The organism is Anaerosolibacter carboniphilus (genome assembly GCF_014205875.1).
Taxonomy (GTDB): Bacteria; Bacillota; Clostridia; order Peptostreptococcales; family Thermotaleaceae; genus Anaerosolibacter; species Anaerosolibacter carboniphilus.
Window position 1 is genome coordinate 99967 of record NZ_JACHEN010000006.1, and the last position, 22282, is coordinate 122248.

Here is a 22282-nt window from a genome sequence, read left to right on the forward strand (position 1 = left end):
AAGATATATGTAAAGCCTATTCAATTGAATAGGCTTTTAATATGTTTAGGCAAGCGCGATGGTGACTTTCCAGCTGGGCCTTGGGAATCTCCATGTAGACATCTTCCCAGGGGTCTATATTTTTAAGAATAAATTCAATGGTTTCGATAATCCCTTCTAACCAGTCGGACTGAATGGTTTTAGGGAAATTGAACAAATTGCTATAGCTTCTGCCCAAAGGATAAAAATAGTATGGGCGCTGCCATAGTTTTTCACGAAATCTATTTAATTCGACAATCTGCTCTCCATACAAAGGGATGGACTGGTAATAGGATGTTTGGATTTCCCCAACCAGTTCTCCATTTGTCCACCGATGATCACAGTGTAGTGAGCAAAACAAATAGTTGAGCACTTCCCAACGGTCTAAAAATAGTTTGGGATATTTTTTCATACATATCTGTACAGTGTCTTCAAAATTCATGACAAGGCCCCTTTTGAATAGCTTATTGATTATAGATTGAACGATCCTGATCATGAACATGTATAGAATGTTTAGAAAAGAAAATTATTAAAAAGGTGCTGTAAAATTTAATGTTGAGGTTTATGATGTTTGTGTTGAATATTTGTAGAAAAATGCGACGCAAGGATAACAGTTGGACAGGGTCGTCCAACCCTACAAAACCATAAAAAATCATGTTTTATGTAGGGAACGATGGCGCCGATCCCTACGAGATACTGAACACATTGGTAGGGGCGATTCATGAATCGCCCTTAGACCCTAGATATCACCTCAACTGTCATCCTGAACATCGTGAAGGATCTGCCTTTAGGTCCTTAGATGCTTCGCTGCGCTTAGCATGACACGATCTAGGGATTGACACATATACGACAAATACAGGCGAACAATGTTCGCCCCTACGATTTTTCCTAACCTTAGCTTACATGATTCATTATGTTGTATCTTTTATTCGTTGTCTATCAAGAGTCTGTATCAAAAAATGCAGATGCTTTCATTATTTGAAAAACTACTACAATACGTTAATAAGCTTTTAGAAAGTAAAGGAAGGGAGACTTAGTCTCCCTTCCTTTATAAGGAGGAGAAAGAACAATTTGTGTTACAGAAAGGCAATCATAAATTCTGAACCTTTGGAAGGGTATTAGCACCATGGGGCATCAGATAGGTTTTTACATTGCTTCCTTTTATGCTGTATGCCATCTCCAAGGCTTCTTCCAGCGTTTTGACAATCTTGATATTTGCCATGGTCAAGGTTTCTGGTGGAAGACTGGACACCAAGATAAAGGTATGTTTGGCAGCCACCTCCGTAGCATAGTATCCTATATATTTGGCGATGGAATAATTAGTACGGATGGCCCGTTCCCGATCTAGCAGTGTAGAATAATTTTGTACAATTTCTTGAATTTCTGCATTGCCGATGCCTTCACTGCATTCACTTAGTATAATGATCACACCATTTTCCTCTACAGCTTCCTTGGCATTGATGACAGTTTTAATGGTTTGATAGAAATTGATATCCTTTGGATATCCACAAGCAGAAGCGATGACCATCTCTGCCTTGCTTTGGATGGCAATACCATCCATATCATCAACGATCTGGCAGCCCCTTGCATGAGCCTTTGCATAATCGCCTGCCACAGCATGGGAAATGCGCCCCTGGGAATCCATGATTACATTAAATATAAAAGAAGGTTTCACAAGGGCAGCGGCTTCTAACATATCGGCATGAATCGAATTATCTATGATTTTTCCACTCCTGATCTCAGGATTAGAGCCTTTACCAATCTCAGGATTGAGGGACATGGCATGGTTTGCCATAATTGTCTCGTAGCCGGCGATGCCGGGAAGGATGGACTTTTTGCCACCACCCCACCCAGCCAATAGATGGAAAACAATGGCTCCTGTCAGCAGGATGTGGTCACAATCCATGGCAATTTTATTGACTTTTACCGGTGTACCAAAACTGGTATGACCAAGATAAACTAGGTTATTGTCGTCGAGACAGTCGTGATCGATAACTTTAAATCGATCTTTTAGGGCATCGCCCAGCAAGCGTTGATGCTCTTGCTCTGTTTGTTTTCGATGGGATCCCACGGCACTGATAAAAATAATATTTTCATCAGTAATACCACCCTTGCAGAGCTCATCTACCAGGTAGGGCAAGTAAACGTTCATTCGCTGCCAAGCCCTTGTAACATCGGATATGACGATACACACCTTTTCTCCAGGCTTCACAATTTCCCGTAATTTAAGGCTTCCAATAGGATTTTCCAAGGCGTCTAGGATGACTGCTTCTTCTGTTTTATGATGATCTGCCGTGTTACTTTTAATGATACCAAAAATCTGGTCTTCAGAGAGTGGGACATCTATAAGTTCTTTTCCATACTTTAATTGGATTGAATTCATGGCTTATTCACCTTCTTTGATATATTTGTGTAATCTCTATAAATTTTTGATTTCTAAGACTCTGCTAAGATGGATGTCTTTACAGGATCGACAACTGCCACACCAAGAAATGTTATAACACATACGATCCATTCCAGATAAATCACATGAGGAACGATTCGAATGGCCGGAACAAATTGCCATAAGAGCAATACCCCTATTCCAGCAATGATGGTAACAAAAGCTGAGTTTTTCCGGCATAGGCCAGGAAAAAATATAGTAAACAGGATCGTTACCGTAAAGGCTGTTGTAAGGCTTAAGAAAACAAGGAGGGTCTTCAATATACTTACAACGGTTAAGGAGGATATAAAGGTGACGGCACCCAGTATGATGATGGTAATTTTGCTCATGGTCATAAGTTTTTGATCATCGGCTTCTGGCTGGATAAAACGCTTATAAATGTCCTGAACAAATAGGGTGGAGGTACCTAGCAGGAGGCTGCATGCAGTAGATACATCTGCTGCCCATAAAGCTGCCAAAGTGATACCTGCGATTACCGGGTTCAGAGACATGATGATATTAGGTAGCGCCATGGTGGCACTGATATCAGGATAAGCTGCTTTGGCAGCAATACCCATAATGGCTGCAAGGAAACCGATGGGAAGCATTAGGAGACCACCTAGAACAAATCCACGTTTGGCTTGTTTTTCATCCTTCGCACCGCAGGCAATTTGAACAGTAGCCTGCAAGGATAAAGTTTGAGTCATCATCACAGCGAACCAACCCACAATTGCAGTCAAGCCTAAACCATTCACAAAATGCAGATATGGAACTTCTTGAGGAAGTTTGATGGCAATGGAAGATAGTCCTCCCTGTTGACCAAGGGTAGCGATGGCAGCTACAATGATACCTCCGTAGATCAGAATTACATTTAATATGTTGGAAAGACCTGCGGACCACATACCGCCAACAAATGTGATGCCGACGAATACCACAGCGCTCATGACCATGCCTGTTTTTAATGTGAAAATATCAGGCAGTAAGGAGGCAAGGATTGCACCTCCAGCGATATATTGCATTGAAGTAATCACAAGGAGAATCAGCATTTGGCTGAAAACACAAAGGACGCGTCCTTTTGTATCATATAATTTTTCAAAGAGCTCAGGAAGGGTAGAAATATTTAATTTTCTATACCTGGATGCTGCCACAAGACCCATGAGGATGGCGCCTGCACCCCAGGCCACGTTGTACCAGCCTGCAGCTAAGCCTACGGAATAAGCCTGTTCTGCAACGCCAATGGTAGAAGCGCCTCCAATGGCAAGTCCGGTAATGGTAACGGCGATTAAAGGAGTCGTCAGCTGCCTGCCTGCAAGGATAAAGCCTTCAGATCCTGCGGCAGCCAGCTTTCGTGCATAGGCACTAATGGCAAATAGAGCAGCGATGTAAAGCACAACAATAATTAATGGAAGATTCATTTTATCACCTCATATAAGATTTTTAATTTAGTTTTGGCTTGGCTGTACACACCATTCCAAAGAAAATAGGTGACATGTCACATTTATAGATATATATAGATATATAAAAAAGAAGACTCTTTCAATAAGAGTCTTCTTCATTAGGTAACAAATGGGCTTCTTGTGTCATCCAGTTACTGAAAGGCAACGGATGCTTTGGAAGGAGAAGAACTTATGAAAGAGGTATAGCTATTTTTTTGGAAAGCAAAATAACCAGCGCTAAAATAAAAGCTCCAGTTAAAAAAGTAGCTATAAAATTTGCTGTTCTGCTCCATTGGTCTTAACATGATATTCACCCCAGTTGTATATTTATAAAAATTGACTGATAAATTATTAATATGTTACAAAACTATTTACCTCCTGTCAATAGGATATTATAAAATAGGCAATAACGTAGCAAGTGTTAAAAAAATAAGATCAACTATAAAAATTTGTACCTTTTAGGATAAACAGATAGGAAATCTGGTGGAAGAAAACAGTCATTTGAAAATAATGGTATAAGGATGACGGGTTCATCTGCTATAATAGAAGATGTAAATTCATGACAGAATGGATGGGGTATATGAAAAAGACATCGTTTTTGGCCTATATAAGCATCATTTTTACAGCATTGATTTGGGGACTATCCTTTTTGAGTATTAAAGTTACCATTGCAGTATTTCCACCGATGACCTTGGCATTTATACGATTTGTGATGGCTTCCATTATCATTGGTGCTATTTTTAAGATAAAGGAGAAGGATACGCGATTGGCAAGAGAAGATCGCTTTTTAATGGTAATGGCTGGCTTCTTAGGAATTACCGTATACTTTTATTTTGAAAATAATGGCGTGAAGTTTATTTCGGCTTCCAATGCTTCCATGATCATTGCAGCGATTCCTATCTTTACTTTGATTTTCGAGGCGATCGTGTTTAAAACTAGACTAACTTTGCAACAGGGAATAAGTGTATTGATATCCTTTTTAGGGGTATACCTCATCGTGGGCAATACAGGGGGCGGGAGCTATGAAGGCGAGTCCTGGCTTGGTTATCTCATGATGTTTGGTGCAGTTTTCTGCTGGGTAGCCTATTCATTGATCACAAAGCCCCTGTTTGAAAAGTACTCCCAGCTAGCGATTGTTTATTACCAGACCATTATTGGAACAGTTCTTTTTGTACCTTTTGTATTGTTTGAAAAGACAGACTGGCATTTGGTCAACGGAAAAGTGACGCTTAACGTCCTGTTTCTGGGAATTTTTTGTTCTGCCTTAGCCTACTATTTATATGTGTACGCCATGGATATCATCGGTGTGTCAAATTCATCCCTATATTTAAATCTTATACCTATTGTCACGGTAGTGGCTAGCTTTTTGATTCTAAAGGAAACAGTAGGCTATCTACAGATCCTGGGTGGAATCTTGGTAGTAGCTTCTGTATATTTGGTGAACTATAAAGGGTCGGAAAATAGAAAAGAAACTATAACAATAAAGGATCAAAGCGCCTAAATATCATTATAAAGCGAGCAGCTTAAGCTGCTCGCTTTTTTTATTTAAACTATTTGAAATGTATAGAAGATTCTATTTTGGGACAAAATAAAAAATTTGTAGAAAATGAATATAGTCGATTGACTTAAAAAAACAAACATGCTAAAATGAAATCAAGTTCCAAATAGAGAAACTGAGTTCCGTAGAACGGAACAACAAAATACATAGCAGGTAACTAAAAAAGAATTAAAAAGCAATGAAAAGGAGGGAGTAATATGCTTACAACTGAATTAGAAAAGGACTTGAAATGGCCATCCAGTATTGTTGTTTCGGAAGTTGGGCCAAGGGATGGTTTGCAAAATGAAAAAACCATGTTTACAGTTGAACAGAAAATAAGTTTGATCGAGCGTTCTGTAGAAGCTGGGGCAAAAATTATAGAAATCGGATCTTTTGTCAGTCCAAAAGCGATTCCTCAAATGGCTGACACCGATGAAGTAGCGCGGCGAATGAAACGAGTGGATGGTGTGGAATATCGAGTTCTCGTGACAAATTTAAGGGGACTAGAGAGAGCAGAGGCTGCGGGGATTAAAAAGGCAAAGCTAACGGTGTCCGCTAGCAGAGCACATTCTTTAAGTAATTTAAACCGTACGCCAGAGGAAGTATTAAGAGGATTTGCAGAGTGTGCTGAGTATGCAGCCACCCATGGTATTACCCTTTCAGGAGCCATCTCGACAGCCTTTGGATGTTCTATGGAAGGAAAGGTTCCTATAGAGCAGGTGATTACAGCGATCAATGGGTTTAGAGAAATTGGTGTGAAGGAATTGTCTCTATCTGATACCACAGGGATGGCCCATCCTCAGCAAGTCTACGCCTATAGCGCAAGAGTGAAGGAGCAATTTCCTGATATCACTTGGAATCTTCACTTTCATAATACAAGGGGAATGGGGCTTGCCAATGTGATGGCTGGTATGATGGCCGGCATTGGACGATACGATGCCTGTTTTGCCGGTTTGGGCGGATGTCCTTTCGCCCCAGGGGCATCAGGAAATATTGCGACAGAAGACCTTATTCATATGTGTCACGAAATGGGCATTGACACTGGATATGATTTGGATAAGATGATTTCCATTGGAAAGTATGTGCAAGAAGTCTTAGGAAAAGATACTTCTAGCTTTGTTTTAAAGGCTGGTAAATCCAGCGATATTGTGAAGGTACAAAATAAATAAGAATAAGTTGCAGCAGATGCAACCAAAAATTATTTTTAAAATTTTAAGGAGGTAGTACAATATGGCAACTGAAATTACATTAGAACAACAACAGGAGTTAGATGAAGTTTTTGACCGCGCAAGGAAAGCGCTTGCGATTATTGAAACTTATGACCAAGAGAAAGTGGATCGTCTATGCCAGGCAGTAGCATGGGCAGTAGCAAACAAGAAGACGTTCCTTCGCTTGGTGGATATGGGAATCGAAGAGAGTGGTCTTGGAGATCCGGTAAGCAGAGAAGGAAAGCGGTTTAAAATCAGAGGAGTTCTTAGAGATGCACTTCGTCAAAAGAGTATAGGTGTGATCGAAGAAATCCCGGAAAAAGGTATTGTAAAATATGCAAAACCAGTTGGAATCATTGGATCCATCGTTCCAACAACAAATCCAGATTTAACACCAGCAGGAACAGCAATTTATGCGATCAAAGCTAGAGACGTAGTAATCTTCTCACCACATCCACGTTCTAAGAAAACGACTTTTGAAACAGTAAAATTGATGAGAGAGGCCCTTGAAAGAGAAGGTGCACCAGCAGATATTCTTCAGTGTCTTACAAAAGTAAATATTCCAATGACAAAAGCCCTTATGAATAGATCAGACCTAGTTCTTGCAACTGGTGGTCCAGACATGGTGAAATCAGCCTACAGCTCAGGTACTCCTGCCTATGGTGTTGGTGCTGGAAACTCTACCATGATCATTGATGAGACAGCAAACATCGAAGAAGCTGCTCGTAACACGATGCTGAGCAAAACATCAGATTTTGGATCAGGATGTTCTGCCGATGGCAACTTGATCATTGAAGCCAGCATCTTTGATAAGATGGTTGAACAACTTGTGAAAGAAGGCGGCTACCTGGCAAACGAAGAAGAGAAGGCTAAGCTAAAGGCAGTTATGTGGGATGAAGAGGGTCATAGACTATCCAATACGGTAGCCATTGCACCACAAAAGCTGGCAGAAGCTGCTGGCTTTACGATTCCAGCAGACAGAAAGTTTATCATCGTTTATGGGGACGGCATTGGCAAAGAGAACTTCTTCTCCAACGAAAAATTAACAACCCTTTTAGCGGTTTACAAATATGAAGGATTTGAAAATGCCCTTGACATGATGAGAGGTATTTATGAGGTAAAAGGGAAAGGCCACTCTTGCGGAATTTACTCCTTCAACGATGACCACATTCATCGATTGGCATTGGCAGCACCTGTAAGTAGAATCATGGTTCGTCAGCCTCAATCCAAAGCAAATGCGGGAGCATTCAACAACGGAATGCCGATGACATCCAGTTTAGGCTGTGGAACTTGGGGTGGAAATATTATTTCCGAAAACGTGCACCTAAAGCACTACATGAATACAACATGGGTATCTAAGCCTATTCCAGAAGACAGACCATCTGACGCAGAATTATTCGGAGATTTCTACGATCCAGAGTGCGAGAAATAAGAGACTGAATGAGGACATCGAGTCGATCTCCTTTAATAAAAAATGATTTGGAAGGAGTATACAAATTGAAAAAGCTAATTTCTTATCAATTAGTTGACTATTTAGAGAGAAGAGGCATTGAGCATGTCTTCGGCCTTTGTGGACACACGGTTATCGCAATGTTAGATGCTCTTAAAGACTCTAAATTAAACTTTGTATCTGTAAGACATGAGCAGGTAGCTGCCCACGCGGCAGATGCTTACGCAAGAATAACGCAAAAAGCCAGCGTAGTCCTTTGTCACTTAGGACCAGGACTTACAAATGCAGTAACAGGGGTAGCTACAGCGTCTTTAGATGCAGTGCCGATGGTTGTAATTGCAGGAGATGTTCCTAGCTATTATTATGGAAAACATCCTCATCAGGAAATCAATATGCACTGTGACGGATCTCAATACGATATCTACAAGCCCTTCGTGAAGAGAGCATGGCGAATTGATGTACCTGAATTGTTCCCAGAAATTCTTGACAAGGCTTTCAGACTTGCTGAATCTGGAAGACCAGGACCAGTGTTGATCTCTGTCCCTATGGATATGTTCTCAAGGGAATTAGATCCAGTTCACTTTGAAAGAACATATCATGATTCCCATACGACTGTGAGACCAGCGCTGCCAAAAGAAACAGCAGTAGAAATAGCCAAGATGTTGATTGAAGCGAAAAACCCAGTGATCCACGGCGGTGGACAGCTGATTTATACCAATGCTTCAGAGGAACTGATAGAGTTGGTTGAATTCTTAGACATTCCTGTGACAAGAACGCTAATGGCCCAGGGGGCGATTCCAGATAATCATCCGCTACATGTGGGAATGACAGGATTCTGGGGAACGAACTTCGTAAATGAAGTATCAACTAGGGCCGATGTAATCCTAGGGGTAGGTACAAGATTTGCTGAAGCAGATAGCAGCTCTTGGTATAAGGGTGTAAGCTTCAATATTCCACCGACAAAGCTTATTCAAATAGACCTAGATCCCATTGAAATTGGTAGAAACTATCCTGTAGCTTTAGGGGCAGTAGCAGATCCAAAGCAAGCATTAAAGGCAATCTTAGAAGCTGCAAAAGAGCTAAAGCCTGAGGGAATCGATAGACCTGAACTAAGAAAAGCAATCGCTGATTATAGAGCTGCATTCAAGGCATCTAACGTAGCGATCTCTGAAGATAACAGATTCCCAATGACACCACAGCGAATCTTGAAGGATGTAAGGGAAGTATTGCCTCAAGATGCCATCATCGCCACAGATGTGGGTTGGAATAAAAATGGCGTAAGCCAGCAGTTTGAAATCACACAACCAGGTACGATTCTGCATACAGGCGGTCTCGCTACCATGGGATTTGGACCAGCGGCAATCTTAGGTGCAAAATTAGCGGCTCCAGACAAAAAAGTAATCACTTTGGTTGGAGATGGTGGTTTTGGTACGAATCCAACGGTTATGGCTACAGCAGTAGAGCAAAATATCCCTGTGGTATGGGTTGTTATGAATAACGGTGCTTTTGGTACGATTGCAGGACTAGAGGCGGCTCAATATCACCATTCTTTCGGTACCATCTTCAAAAAACCAGACGGGACTCCTTATAACCCTGAGTGGGCTGAAGTTGCAAAGGCTTATGGTATCAAAAGCAAGAAAATAACATCAGCGGAAGAGTTCAAAGCTGCATTTAAAGAGGCATTAGATTCCAATGAGCCATATTTATTAGATGTTCCGATGGAGAATATCCCAGTTCCTACAGATGGAATTTGGAACATCAATGATATCTATACACCAAAAGAGAATGTTGCTGAAGGTAGATTAGTGTATGGTGAAGCAACAAGATCTAAGCACGTAGCAACAAAGTAAATGAATAAAAAGTCAAGAGAATGGAAGTTATTGCAAAGGCTATAAAATAAATAATATTTCCTTAAGTTTCCCCAAACAGTTATAATTGATGGAGAGGCCTTATGTGGCCTCTCACTATCAATTAAGCTTACGAACTGTAGAAACTATAACGAGTGAAAAAGTATGCAATGAATTATCAGAAAATTTCAAATCATAAAAAATAGGAAGGTGTAAAGAAATGGCGCATCATTTAAATGGAAAAGCGAAGTTGGTTGGTTTGTTGGGATACCCAATATCCCACAGTCTTTCCCCTCAAATGCATAACACGGCATTTAGCCATCTAGGACTAGGTTACGCGTATCTTACTTTCGATACAAAAGAGGATAATTTAGATGACGTTGTAAAAGCAATGCGTGTATTGAATGTAAAAGGCTTTAATGTAACAATGCCAAACAAGGCAAACATCATACCATTATTGGATGAAGTAGCCCCAGAGGCCCAATGGATAGGGGCTGTAAATACTGTCTTAAATGATAATGGTAAGCTAATTGGATATAATACCGATGGAAGAGGATATGTACAGTCATTAAGAGAAGCAGGCATCGCTTTTGAAGGAAAAAGAATTGTAATGGCTGGTGCAGGTGGAGCTGGAAAGGCTGTGGCAGTTCAGCTGGCAGTTGATGGGGCAAAGGAAATCGTTATTCTTGATATGGTTGCAGATATGGCCGCAGCGCTTAGCAATACAATCAACGAGAAGATACCAAGCTGTAAAACCCAAGGGCTTGCTTTCAGTGATGAAAATCTAAAAGAGGCATTACAGACGGCAGACATACTGGTTAACTGCACACCTTTAGGAATGACTCCCCATGAAGATAAAAGCATTATTGCAGATCCTAGTGTGCTGCGTCGAGAACTGATCGTATCGGATGTAGTTTATAAGCCTGCCAAGACAAAACTATTGAAGATGGCAGAGGCTGCAGGATGTAGAACGATTAATGGTTTTGGCATGATGATTTGGCAAGGGGCTATGGCATTCAAGATTTGGACGGGAGAAGATATGCCAGTAGATTTGGTAAAACAAAAGTTTATGGAAACTTTAGGAGCAGCAGGAAAGTAAGCTATGAAAAGAAAAAATGGAGGTGAATAAAATGGGTGTTTTAAAATGGTTAAATGAGCACTTTGAAGAATCCATACTATTAATTTTATTAATTGTGATGACCTGTGTCATGGGTGTTCAGGTGACAATGCGTTATTTGCTTAATGCATCCCTGTCTTGGTCAGAAGAGCTTACCCGATATATGTTTGTATGGTCTGCCTTTATTAGTGTCAGCTACTGTATCAAAAAAGGAATATCCATTAGAATTGATCAATTTACAAATATGATGCCGCAGTCAGCACAAAAAGTATTGGGAATCATTACGAGAATCGTCATGTTGATATTCTTTGCTTATGTATTCAGATATGCGCTAATTGTGGTCGGAACTACTTATGTCAATGGACAAACCAGTCCAGCTTTAGGATTGCCAATATATTTGGTGCAGGTATCCTCCGTGATAGGTTTTGGATTGGCTGTTGTGAGGATTCTTCAAAGCTTTTGGGGTGATTTAAAGTCAGTCAAAACTGCTAGATAAGCTCAAACGATAAAAGCAATTGTAATAATGATTTATATATATTTTTCTAATAAAAGATCGAAGTAGATAGAGAGGGGGAGTTTTTTTTGTCAGTCGGTATCTTATTTCTCATCTTTGCCATAGGCATGGCGATATCTATTCCTGTAGGTACAGTATTGGGACTTTTAGCAGTTCTTCCAAATTTATTCAACCCAGCGTTCCCAGCCAATGCTCAGCTTGTTATTCGGAGTATGCTGGGCGGTGTAGATAGCTTTCCGATCCTTGCGGTACCTATGTTCATATTATCAGGTATCATCATGGCCCGTGGGGGTGTGTCCAAGAAACTATTTAATGTGTTCTCATTCTTTATAGGGAATAAAACAGCAGGTATGCCAATCGCCGTTATCGTTACTTGCTTGTTCTACGGTGCGATTTCAGGTTCAGGTCCGGCAACTACAGCGGCTGTTGGTTCTATGACAATTCCAATTTTGATGAGTCTTAACTATGATAGGGTATTTGCTACAGCATTGGTTGCCGTAGCTGGTGGATTAGGGGTTATCATTCCACCAAGTATTCCATTCATCCTATATGGGATGACGTCAGGTGCTTCTGTAGGTAAACTATTTATTGCGGGGGTACTCCCAGGTCTATTGATTGGCGGTTGTTTAATGGCATATGCGTACTATTACTGCCGTACAAAGGGAGAGGACAAGGAAAAATTACATGAACATTATCATGCCATCAGAAGCCAAGGTTTCTTGAAAGTTTTCAAAGACAGCTTCTGGGCGTTATTAACACCAGTAATTATCTTAGGAAGTATTTACAGTGGTGTTGCATCTCCAACAGAGGCCGCTACTATTTCTGTGTTCTATGCTTTAATTATCAGTTTATTCGTCTATAAGAGTTTGACATTTAAAGATATCATCCCGGTGTTTAAAGAAAGTATTTCCACTTATGCACCGCTTCTGTTCATTTTAGCTGCAGCGATCGCCTTCGCAAGGGTATTGACCTTGATGCAGGCGCCTCAGCAGGTGGCAGCTGCAATCACATCCGTATTTACAACAAAGTTCTCCGTGTTGGTGGTTATCAACATTCTACTGCTCTTTGTTGGTATGGTAATGGATACTGGTCCAGCAATCTTGATTTTGACACCGATCTTGGTGCCGATTACCAATGCTGTAGGAGTTGATCCAGTACACTTCGGTATCATTATGGTAGTAAACCTTGCGATCGGTTTCGTAACACCACCTGTGGGAATTAACTTATTCGTAGGAAGTTCATTGACGGGTATCCCAGTTGTAGAAATCTCAAAGAAAGCTGCACCTTTTATTGTAGCATTCCTTATTGCATTAATCTTTATCACTTTTGTACCAGAAATCAGCTTACTTCTTACCCGATAGGTTAAATCAAGGGAGAAAGAAAATGCTATGATTTTGAGCGGATTTAATTTTATAAGAGTTGACGTAGTTTCAAAAATGAAATCAACGCTTGTACTTTAAAAATAAAAAGAAGAGAGGAATGGGAGAATGAAAAGATTTAAAAGCATGATCGCACTAACAATGATAGTGCTAATGATGTTATCATTAGCAGCATGTGGAGCAAAACCTGCTCAAGAAGCACAAAATGGAGAGAAAGCACCTGAAGCAAGTGCGGAGCCACGTACATTCAACTTAGCAATGGATAGTCCAGAAGATACCGTAACATATCTATTTGGACAAAAGTTTGGTCAATTACTTGAAGAAAAATCAGGTGGTAAGTTCAAAGTTCAGCTTTATGCCAATGGACAAATGGGTAGCGACAAAGAAATCGCAGAGAGCGTACAGACTGGAAACCTTGACTTTGTTGTTCAAACGACAGCACCTCAGGTAAACTTTGTTCCTAAGCTTGCAGTATTTGATATGGCGATGGTTTATCCAGATGCAGCAACAGCGAGAAAAGTACTTGACGGTCCTTTCTTTGATACCATCTCTAAAGTATATGAGGAGTCTGGTTTTAAAATCTTAGGCTTTGCAGATCAAGGGTTCAGAACATTAACTTCAAACAAGAAAGTTCAAACATTAGCAGATCTTAAAGGTCAAAAAATCAGAACGATGGAAAATCCAAACCATATCGAATTCTGGAAATCTTTAGGTGCAAACCCTACACCAATGGCTTGGGGTGAAGTGTATATCGGATTACAGCAGGGTGCAATCGATGGACAGGAAAATCCTTACGAAGTTATCGCGGCTAACAAGATCTACGAGCAACAAAAATATGTAATCAACACAAACCATATGCTTCATACATTGACATTGATCACAAACCCAGCTCTTTATAATGGTTTATCTCCAGAAGATCAAAAAATCTTTGATGAAGCGGCTGCTGAAGCAAAGGTATTTGCTAGAGAACAAGCAGATGCTCGTTTAGCAGATAGAGCGAAAATCATCACAGACAATGGTGCTGAGATTCTTGACATTTCCCCTGAAGTACGTGCAGAAATGCAAGCAAAAGCTGAAAGTGCTTATGATCTGATTCGATCAAAAGTTGGCGATGAATTGGTAGACGGTCTATTAAACGCAGTAAAAGAAGTGAAGTAATAAGAATAAAAACAAAGGATAGCACGTAATACTATTTTTTAAAACTGCATCAAATAGTTGTGTTACGGGTGGACTTTGAGAGCCATAACCTGCGATTGTTTTCGAGAAAGCTCTTGGAAAACGATCGCAGGTTTTTTGGCATCAAAGGGTTTGTCATTGATATTGAATGGATGGGGAGAATGTACAATGTTGAATAGAAAGACATTATTTTGTATCGTAACTGGTTTATTTTGGTTTTCATTGTATGCATACATCCCTCAGATGACCAATTATGCCAAACAGATGGGTGCTTCATACAAGATGATTGGTATGATTACCAGTGCTTACGGGTTTAGTCAGACAATACTGAGAATACCATTAGGAATTGTATCGGATGCATTGAATAGAAGAAAGATCTTTATTATTTCGGGACTTTTCGTCATTATATTTAGCACACTGGTGGTTTTTGTTCTCCCAAATGCATTTACTCTTTTGTTGGCTCGCTTTCTAGCAGGTGTTGCTGCTGCAACATGGATCAATTATACGGTAATGTTTTCTAGTTATTATGAATCATCTCAAGTATCTAAAGCCATGGGAATCATTAATTCAACCAATAAAGCCGGTCAGTTCGCAGCCGTGTTGGCGGGTGGATTCGTTTCTCTATATCTGGGGGTACGTTATCTATTTCTGCTCAGTGCCATAGGCGCTATTGCAGGGTTTGTGCTAAGTTTGGCTATATGGGAAGAGAGAGAAATGTCAGACAAAAAGCCCTTTTCTTTTTCCAATGTACTTCTAATTTTAAAAAACAAAGATATCCTTGTGGTCTCTGTTTTAGCTACATTGTCCCAGTTGATCACATACTCTACAGCCTTTGGGTTTACACCACTGGTAGCCTCAAGTCTAGGAGCCAATAATTTTCAACTGAGTATGGTGGCCATTGCATTTAATTTTCCTCAAATTGCTTTTGCAGCACTATCTGGAATTCTATTTGTGAAGCGTCTTGGTGAGAAAACTACACTGATGATTGGTTTTTGTATAAGTACAATTTTATGTATGCTCACACCTTTTACCTCGAGTGTGTCAATGTTATATGTGATTCAAACTATCAGTGGTATTGCCAATGCAATGACGTTTCCTTTGCTCATGGGATTGGCTATTCAAAATGTAGCATCGGATTTGAGAACGACAATCATGGGCTTTTTTCAAGCAATGTATGGTATCGGCATGATTGTTGGACCGATCTTAATTGGCAGTGTTGGAGATCGATTTGGATTGGCTACGGGCTTTATTGTTACGGGTATGTTTGGACTCATTGCAATGATATCAATAGGCGTATTTGGAGTAAATGAGAGCAGATCCATTTCGAATTATACGAGCAATTAATTTATGGAAAAAAGTCAATTCTTCATTATCGCAGAGGAATCTTTAAAAATATATGGGTACTACGAAAAAAAGGAATGTCACTATTTTAGAAAAATTTATCACAGGAGGATTGACATGGCTGAAAAATCGAGTGAAAACAGTGTACGTTCCATACAGAGGGCGCTCAATATTCTATTGTGCTTTAACTGGAGTGATCGAGAGTTGACCTTGACGGAAATTGCAGAAAAGGCAGGACTGGCAAAATCAACCATATCCCGATTGTTAACCACTATGGAACTGGAAGGGTTTATTTCTAAGGATCAGAAAACCAATCGATACAAATTGGGACGTAATATTTATTATTTAGGGTTGATTGCAAAAGAAAGCTTGGATATAAGGAAAATCAGCCGACCTATTATGGAGGAAATTTGTCAGGCATCCAAGGAAACTGTAAATCTATATTTATTGGATAATAGAGAGCGGGTATGCTTTGAGCAAGTAGAAAGTCCACAAGCTATAAAGCAATCTGTAAAAATCGGAGAGCGATTCGCCATATGGGCGGGGGCAACAGGAAAAGCCATATTGGCTCACTTGGGAGAACTCATTTGGTATGAAATGATAGAAGATATAAGAAGCCTCACAGAAAGTACAATTGTAGAACCAGATGCATTCATTGCCGAGTTGAAGCAGGTGAGAGAACAAGGATATGCAGTTAGCGTAGGAGAAAAGGATTATGAGGTAGGCTGTGTGGCTGGACCTATCTTTGATGTTCATAGAAAGGTCATTGGGTGTCTTGCCATATCAGGTCCTAGATTTAGATTTCCAGACAATATAGATTTTTACAGCAGATTGGTAACAGAGGGTGCCAAAAAAATTTCTAATCAATTGGGATATTATGACAGAAGCCCAGAATATATGGAATAAGTAAGATAGATAGGTGATAATGGATGGAAAATTCACGAAACACGAATCGATTCAGCACCACAGACATACTACTGGTTTTTGTAGCTATCATTTGGGGATTAAATTATGTCGTGACAAAAATTTCATTAAGAGAGATGAATCCTCTGGTATTCAATAGTTTGCGATTTGTTATTGGAGCGGTTATTTGCTGGATCATTTTACTGTTAAAGGAAAAAGATTTTAGGGTTAGCAAGAGAGAATTGGTACATTTATTGATGATGGGGATTGTAGCGCATGGTATCAACCAAGTGGCATTTGTATATGGTGTATCAAAAACTTCTGCATCGACGGCTTCCCTGATCTTGGCTGCCACACCTATGTGTGTGGCTTTCCTAGCAAGCCTGCTGAAGCTAGAAAAAGGAAATAATAAAACCATTATGGGTATTATTATTTCCTTTGCTGGTGTGGCCTTGGTGGTTATGGGTGCTGCTGGAGGTAAAGGTGTGTCGATGGAATCTCATTTTGGGAATATACTCATCGTGATCGCCACTCTGTTTTGGAGCTTATATACGATCATGATTCGACTATATTTTAAAGATATATCCATTGTGAAAGTGACAACCTATTCAATGACCCTTACAGCAATTTTCTTTTCGATGATTTCATTAAAACCAATTTTGGCTGCAAGTTGGGACACGTATTCGTCGATCGCTTGGGGAGGTGTTGTTTTTTCAGGGGTCTTTGTATTTGGTATATCCTATATCCTTTGGAATATAGGGGTTCGAAAGGTAGGGGCCACTCGAACTTCAATTTATGCGAATCTTCCGCCTTTCATCTCTATCTTGTCAGGATGGTTGATTTTGGGAGAAGTCATCACGAAGACCCAGCTCATGGGAGGTATGTTAATTATCTATGGACTGATATATGCCAGTCAAAAGAATAAGATTGGGCAGGACGAAGATACCTAAATAGAATGTGATTTTTAATACTCTTCATTTCATGAAGGAGGAATGCATATGTCCAAAATGAAATTCGTAAAAGCTGAGGAGTCAGTTAAGATTGGAGAAGAGGCTTTTAAAGAAATTGACAATACTTCTATTGCATGGCTTGCAAGTGCAGGATTTTTGATAAATGCACGGGGAACTATCCTTTTAATTGATCCCGTATTAATGACAAGACCTGGCCAGAATGATATAAGCGAAGCGGGTTTGAAGATGAGTATTTCCTATCCTATTAAAGCTACAGATATACCTATAGCTGATGCTGTACTCTATACCCATCCAGATAATGATCATTTAGGTCATCATACCGCTCATATTCTTGCACAGTTAAATCCAAGATTCATTGGTCCACACACAGTATTTAATCGACTTGCGCAGATAGGTATAAATCCTAAAAATATTGAGACTTGTCGCACTGGTGATATCATTCATATTAAGAATGTTACGATAGAAGTAACTCCTGCAGATCATCCATGGCAGCTTCAGGACCCTCAGCGATGCGGTAAACCCTTTCGCAGTGGAGACTGTTGCGGCTTTATTGTCACAACACCGGATGTCCGTTGTTTTTTTCCTGGGGACACAAGACTTATGGAGGAACATTTAACAATCAGTGATATAGACCTTTTAGCGCTTGATGTTTCCATTGATCCATTTCATCTTAATCATCTAGGGGCAGTAGTGCTTGCGGATTCAATGCCTAATGCGCTATTAATCCCTATTCATTACGGTACCTATGATGTACCTGATAAACCTGCACATTTAGGTAATCCAGATGATGTGCTCAGGAAAGTGAAGAATGGAAGTAAAAGAGCGAGAATATTGGCACCTGGAGAAATGCTTACGTTAAAAAATGGAATTGAAATATAATGTGGGTCTTAAATCCTGATTTTTATTATATAAAGAAAGCTCAGGATTTAAGACCCTAAATAGAATGCAGACTATACGAAAATATCCTATAGATATATTGTTCGACCTTCACTGGCGGATTGATAAGCAGCATACATAATTTTTGTTGTCTCATACGCCAATTCAATATCAGATTGAGGTTTCCTTCCATAAGATACACACTCAACGAAATCTTGAAGCTCATAAACATATCCTCTTAAAAATTCGTCAATCAGAAAAATGTTATTCCAACCTGTTTTTTCAGGCATCATCTCAGCAAAATAAATATCGCCCAAACCCTCTTGGTCTAAGAAATAGGTCTGCAGATTATTGGCAGGGGTAATGTTGCACATAAGGGCTCCGTCATTGGCATAAATCTCAATATAATTTTTCGTTCCACCTAATACATTATCACTTGCAATAACGATAGCCTTCGTATTGTCAGAAAATGTTAAAGTAACGTTTGAAAAATCTTCTACGTCAATGGGATTGCTGGTTAAATGTCTCCTATCATATTCGGTGAGACATTTGCCGATATGGCCCATATCAGCGTTTACACTCACTACATATATTTTCTCGTTTCTCGCTTGGGCTTCCACCTGTTTTAGCCACAAGATACCAGAAAGAGGGTGACATCCCGTTCTCATGAGTGAACCACCGCCTGTTTTATCCCATTGACCTGCTACTGGCGAGGATGAGCCTCTCAAACTTTCTTCACCCTTCATAAAGACAAGCTTACTCTTTTTTGTTCTAATGATTTCAGCAGTTTTCGTTACCGATGGACAATATACATAGTTCTCAGCATACATAAAGAGTTTATCGCTGGCTTCAACGACTTTTTTCACTTCATCCATGTGTTTCACTACTTTTTCATACATCTTTGCTTTAGAAACTTTTGTCCCTATGGGTTTTTCATCACCGTCTTCTCCGAAATAGCCTGTTAAAGGTTTTTCACAAACCACATGTTTTCCTGCGTTTAAAGCTCTAATGGTTATATCGATATGAGATGCAGGAGGAGTTACAATATCGATGATGTCAATTTCGGGATCGTGTAGTACTTCTTCTATATTGGATGTAATATTTTGAATGCCAAACTTTTGCCCAAAGCTTTTCGCTTTTTCTAAATCAATGTCTACCAAGGTTTTAATTCTTACGGGGACACCATGAACCTTTGCATACCCATTGGCATGTAAAAATGCTCCATAACCCCCTCCAATTAAAGCTACATTGACAGTCTTCATTTTATGACCACCTTTCAAATGAAATAATATGTATGATTGCAAAACAGGCCTGGCACAATGCCGAATCGATTCGGCATGACTTAAAAAATATAATCCTAATTTTGTTGGATAAGAATGAAAAAAAGATTCCCGAATCGATTCGGTGTCAAGTATAAAAAAAGAAGCATTTCCCGGAACGATTCGATATCTAAATTATATTCCGAAGCTCATATGGTGTCAATAGGAATTATCTAAAAATTTTTTCGAATGAAGTAGCCTAGCAATTCCCTGTTTATGATGGGTTGAATCGATTGACGGTATGATTCTCTATTTGCTATACTAAAGGTGATTGACTAGATGTGTTCCATTGGAGGATTATTATGAAGCAAAGGAAAACTGGGAATATAACATTACAAGAGGTAGCAAATCATGCCGGGGTATCTAAAACCACTGCTTCTGTTGCTCTAAACGGTGGGGATTATGTTTCTGAAGAAACTAGACATAAAGTCATTGTTGCTGCTCAAGAATTGGGTTATGTATACAATCGGGCTGCTGCCAGCTTGCGTTCAAATGCTTCTTCAACAGTAGGACTGATCATTCCAGATTTAGATAATTCTTTCTATACAGCGCTGCTAAGCGGCGTGAATACTGCACTCAATAAGCTTGAAAATACCATACTCTTAGGTTCCACCAATGAGTCCCTGACGGTACAGGACCGGCTTATTTCTTCAATGCTTGAATATAGGGTTTGTGGCATTATTCTATTTGCAGTTTTAGGAAGTTCAAACGAATTAATTGCTAGGATTAAAAATCTAGGAATTCCTGTGGTACTGGTGAATCGAAACTTCTCTGAATTCACCTGCGATTATATAGGTATAGATGATGTCTTGGCGGGTCAATTAGCCACCGAACACCTTGTAGAAAGAGGCCATCGTAGAATTGCATACCTTGGGGGTACATCGGAGCTTTCTTCTTGGTATAAACGTAGAGAAGGCTATGAAAGGGTTCTTAAGGAACATCAAATACAAATAGATGAATCATTGATCATTGAAGGGCCCCCTACACAAGAGTCAGGGTACAAATTGGCAGAAGAAATTCTAAAGTTAGATAAAAAGCCATCGGGGATATTTTGTTTTAATGATGTTATTGCAATTGGGGCTATGATGAAGCTTGAGGAAAATGGCATTATTCCTGGCCGTGATATTGCCATTGTTGGTGTAGATGACATACCTGAAGCCTCCATTATAAAGCCTAAACTTACGACCGTGTCTTCTTATCCCTTTCTTAGGGGAGTCAAGGCCGCAAATATTTTACATGAAAGGATTAATGGTTATGCTGGGGAACCACAGAGTATTATCATAGAACCACAGCTTATAATAAGAGATTCAAGTAATTCAGAGAGAATAAATCAATAGGATTTTTAGAAATGAAGAAAGATAGCCAATTAAGTAATGAAGGCTATCTTTTTGCGTGTTAAAATATTCGAATGTTGAAAGAAATGTAACTTCACGGCATGATCTAAGGATGGATCTCATCTTTATATGAGCAAGATTCCCGTATGATAAGCTCAGGCTGTATGATGATAGACTGAGGAGGTTCATTAGTAAGCCCCTCCATACGTTGATATAACAGACTAGCCGCTCTGGCGCCTCTAAGCATGGGGAAGGATGAAACCGTTGTAAGCTTTGGTGTGAATATAGATGCTTCAGGGATATCATCAACTCCGAGAATGGCCATATCATACCCTGGCTCGAGACCCCTTTCCTTAAGTTTCATCATTGCTCCGATGGCAACAATATCATTATAGCAAAAGACAGCAGTGGGCGGTGTTTGGAAATTGAGGATCTTTTCCATGAGTTCATATCCACTCTCACGGGTAGCAGCGCCCTCAATGATTAAAGTATGATCAATATCCAGCCCTGCTTTGGTATGGGCATTTATATATCCTTGTTTGCGCTCCCGCCAAGAAGAAAGTTTAGAGAAACCGCCTATAAAAGCAATCTGACGATGACCTTTCTCAATGAGATGTTCTGTAGCAATTTGTCCAGCAGCCAAATCATCGATTCCAATATAATCAAATGAACGCTCTGGAAAATTTCTATTGATCAAGACAACAGGTATTCCTACTTGTTTGATTCGATTGATCAGATCCTTTGGTGTATCTGGGACTGCGAAAAGAATAATGCCTCCTACACGATACTCCAGCATCGTAGAAATAAGACGCTCTTGAATAGCGCACGACTCAAAGGTGGTACCTAAAAGGGGAGTAATGTTATATTTATTTAACTGCTCGTTGATGCCAATCAGAAGGGCCGTATAAAATGGGTTATCAAGATCTGCAAAAACCAAACCAACAGAAGAAGAAGATTTGGAACGTAAACTTGCTGCACTACGATCATAAACATAACCCAATTCTCGCATGGACTCGAAAACTTTTTCTCGTGTCTCTGCGGATACATAACGGCCACCCCTTAGGGCCAAGGAAGCCGTCGATCGAGATACACCAGCATGTTTTGCTACCTGCAATAAGGTTACATGGGTTGGTTTGTCTTGTTTCATTGGAACCTCCTAACTTTAAACATAAAATCCAAACAAGAATAAAATATCAATGTTGAATTTAAGAGTAGTACTCAGATGCATAATATTTTCTAATCAGAAATTGGTAGACTATCTAATTAGACGAAGGATTTTCAGTGTAGTTTTTGATCTTGTAATGATTGAAATCATTACAAGATCGATCTTAGATCATCTAAACAAATAACTATATTAACTAAGGGATGAGATACACCTAAAAGAGAACAAACATTGCCATTTCATATTGATAATTGGACATGCTAAAATTGATC

The 22282-nt window shown here is 39.7% G+C and carries 19 protein-coding genes; 14 read left to right on the top strand and 5 right to left on the bottom strand.

Going from position 1 to position 22282, the window contains the following annotated elements:
* Positions 1-16: 16 nt before the first annotated feature.
* Entirely contained in the window at positions 17-460 is a 444-nt protein-coding gene (locus tag HNQ80_RS06590; RefSeq protein ID WP_184309394.1) for a hypothetical protein, read from the bottom strand.
* A gap of 212 nt (positions 461-672) precedes the next feature.
* Between HNQ80_RS06590 and HNQ80_RS25575 the strand changes: the two genes are divergently transcribed.
* On the top strand, positions 673-840 hold the full coding sequence (locus HNQ80_RS25575; protein WP_207726888.1) for a hypothetical protein: 168 nt from the start codon (positions 673-675) through the stop codon (positions 838-840).
* A 268-nt stretch (positions 841-1108) separates the two neighbouring features.
* Here HNQ80_RS25575 and HNQ80_RS06595 read toward each other — a convergent pair whose 3' ends face one another.
* Complete coding sequence (locus HNQ80_RS06595) at positions 1109-2401, bottom strand: lactate racemase domain-containing protein (RefSeq protein ID WP_184309396.1); 1293 nt, start codon at positions 2399-2401, stop codon at positions 1109-1111.
* Positions 2402-2454: 53 nt separating this feature from the next.
* A complete protein-coding gene (locus HNQ80_RS06600) occupies positions 2455-3855 on the bottom strand; it encodes a sodium:solute symporter family protein (RefSeq protein ID WP_184309398.1) in 1401 nt (466 codons plus the stop codon).
* A 601-nt stretch (positions 3856-4456) separates the two neighbouring features.
* On the opposite strand from HNQ80_RS06600, the gene HNQ80_RS06605 reads away from it, so the two are divergent.
* The 12 genes from HNQ80_RS06605 to HNQ80_RS06660 all read left to right on the top strand — a co-directional run bounded on the left by HNQ80_RS06605 (position 4457) and on the right by HNQ80_RS06660 (position 18198).
* Complete coding sequence (locus HNQ80_RS06605; protein ID WP_184309400.1) at positions 4457-5377, top strand: DMT family transporter; 921 nt, start codon at positions 4457-4459, stop codon at positions 5375-5377.
* Between the two features lie 254 nt (positions 5378-5631).
* The gene (locus HNQ80_RS06610) at positions 5632-6582 is read left to right on the top strand and encodes a hydroxymethylglutaryl-CoA lyase (protein ID WP_184309402.1); all 951 of its coding nucleotides are present in this window, start codon (positions 5632-5634) and stop codon (positions 6580-6582) included.
* 61 nt (positions 6583-6643) lie between these two features.
* On the top strand, positions 6644-8053 hold the full coding sequence (locus HNQ80_RS06615) for an aldehyde dehydrogenase family protein (protein ID WP_184309404.1): 1410 nt from the start codon (positions 6644-6646) through the stop codon (positions 8051-8053).
* Between the two features lie 65 nt (positions 8054-8118).
* Positions 8119-9921 carry a thiamine pyrophosphate-binding protein gene (locus tag HNQ80_RS06620; RefSeq protein WP_184309406.1) on the top strand — a complete coding sequence of 601 codons (1803 nt, stop codon included), beginning with the start codon at positions 8119-8121 and terminating at the stop codon, positions 9919-9921.
* A 217-nt stretch (positions 9922-10138) separates the two neighbouring features.
* Entirely contained in the window at positions 10139-11017 is an 879-nt protein-coding gene (locus HNQ80_RS06625; protein WP_184309408.1) for a shikimate dehydrogenase, read from the top strand.
* 31 nt (positions 11018-11048) lie between these two features.
* Positions 11049-11531, top strand: a complete 483-nt coding sequence (locus HNQ80_RS06630; RefSeq protein ID WP_184309410.1) for a TRAP transporter small permease — start codon at positions 11049-11051, stop codon at positions 11529-11531.
* An 86-nt stretch (positions 11532-11617) separates the two neighbouring features.
* A complete protein-coding gene (locus tag HNQ80_RS06635) occupies positions 11618-12910 on the top strand; it encodes a TRAP transporter large permease (protein WP_184309412.1) in 1293 nt (430 codons plus the stop codon).
* Positions 12911-13036: 126 nt separating this feature from the next.
* A complete protein-coding gene (locus tag HNQ80_RS06640) occupies positions 13037-14086 on the top strand; it encodes a TRAP transporter substrate-binding protein (RefSeq protein ID WP_207726890.1) in 1050 nt (349 codons plus the stop codon).
* A 186-nt stretch (positions 14087-14272) separates the two neighbouring features.
* The gene (locus tag HNQ80_RS06645; protein WP_184309414.1) at positions 14273-15448 is read left to right on the top strand and encodes an MFS transporter; all 1176 of its coding nucleotides are present in this window, start codon (positions 14273-14275) and stop codon (positions 15446-15448) included.
* Between the two features lie 114 nt (positions 15449-15562).
* Positions 15563-16351, top strand: coding sequence for an IclR family transcriptional regulator (locus tag HNQ80_RS06650; protein ID WP_184309416.1), 789 nt, complete (start codon positions 15563-15565; stop codon positions 16349-16351).
* A gap of 23 nt (positions 16352-16374) precedes the next feature.
* Complete coding sequence (locus tag HNQ80_RS06655) at positions 16375-17298, top strand: DMT family transporter (protein WP_184309418.1); 924 nt, start codon at positions 16375-16377, stop codon at positions 17296-17298.
* A gap of 48 nt (positions 17299-17346) precedes the next feature.
* Complete coding sequence (locus tag HNQ80_RS06660) at positions 17347-18198, top strand: MBL fold metallo-hydrolase (protein ID WP_184309420.1); 852 nt, start codon at positions 17347-17349, stop codon at positions 18196-18198.
* 86 nt (positions 18199-18284) lie between these two features.
* On the opposite strand, the gene HNQ80_RS06665 is transcribed toward HNQ80_RS06660, so the two are convergent.
* Positions 18285-19457: a Gfo/Idh/MocA family protein gene (locus HNQ80_RS06665; RefSeq protein WP_184309422.1), complete on the bottom strand. Its 1173-nt coding sequence runs from the start codon at positions 19455-19457 to the stop codon at positions 18285-18287.
* A gap of 359 nt (positions 19458-19816) precedes the next feature.
* Between HNQ80_RS06665 and HNQ80_RS06670 the strand changes: the two genes are divergently transcribed.
* A complete protein-coding gene (locus HNQ80_RS06670; protein ID WP_184309424.1) occupies positions 19817-20851 on the top strand; it encodes a LacI family DNA-binding transcriptional regulator in 1035 nt (344 codons plus the stop codon).
* Positions 20852-20954: 103 nt separating this feature from the next.
* Here HNQ80_RS06670 and HNQ80_RS06675 read toward each other — a convergent pair whose 3' ends face one another.
* Positions 20955-21995, bottom strand: coding sequence for a LacI family DNA-binding transcriptional regulator (locus tag HNQ80_RS06675; RefSeq protein ID WP_184309426.1), 1041 nt, complete (start codon positions 21993-21995; stop codon positions 20955-20957).
* Positions 21996-22282: the final 287 nt, after the last annotated feature.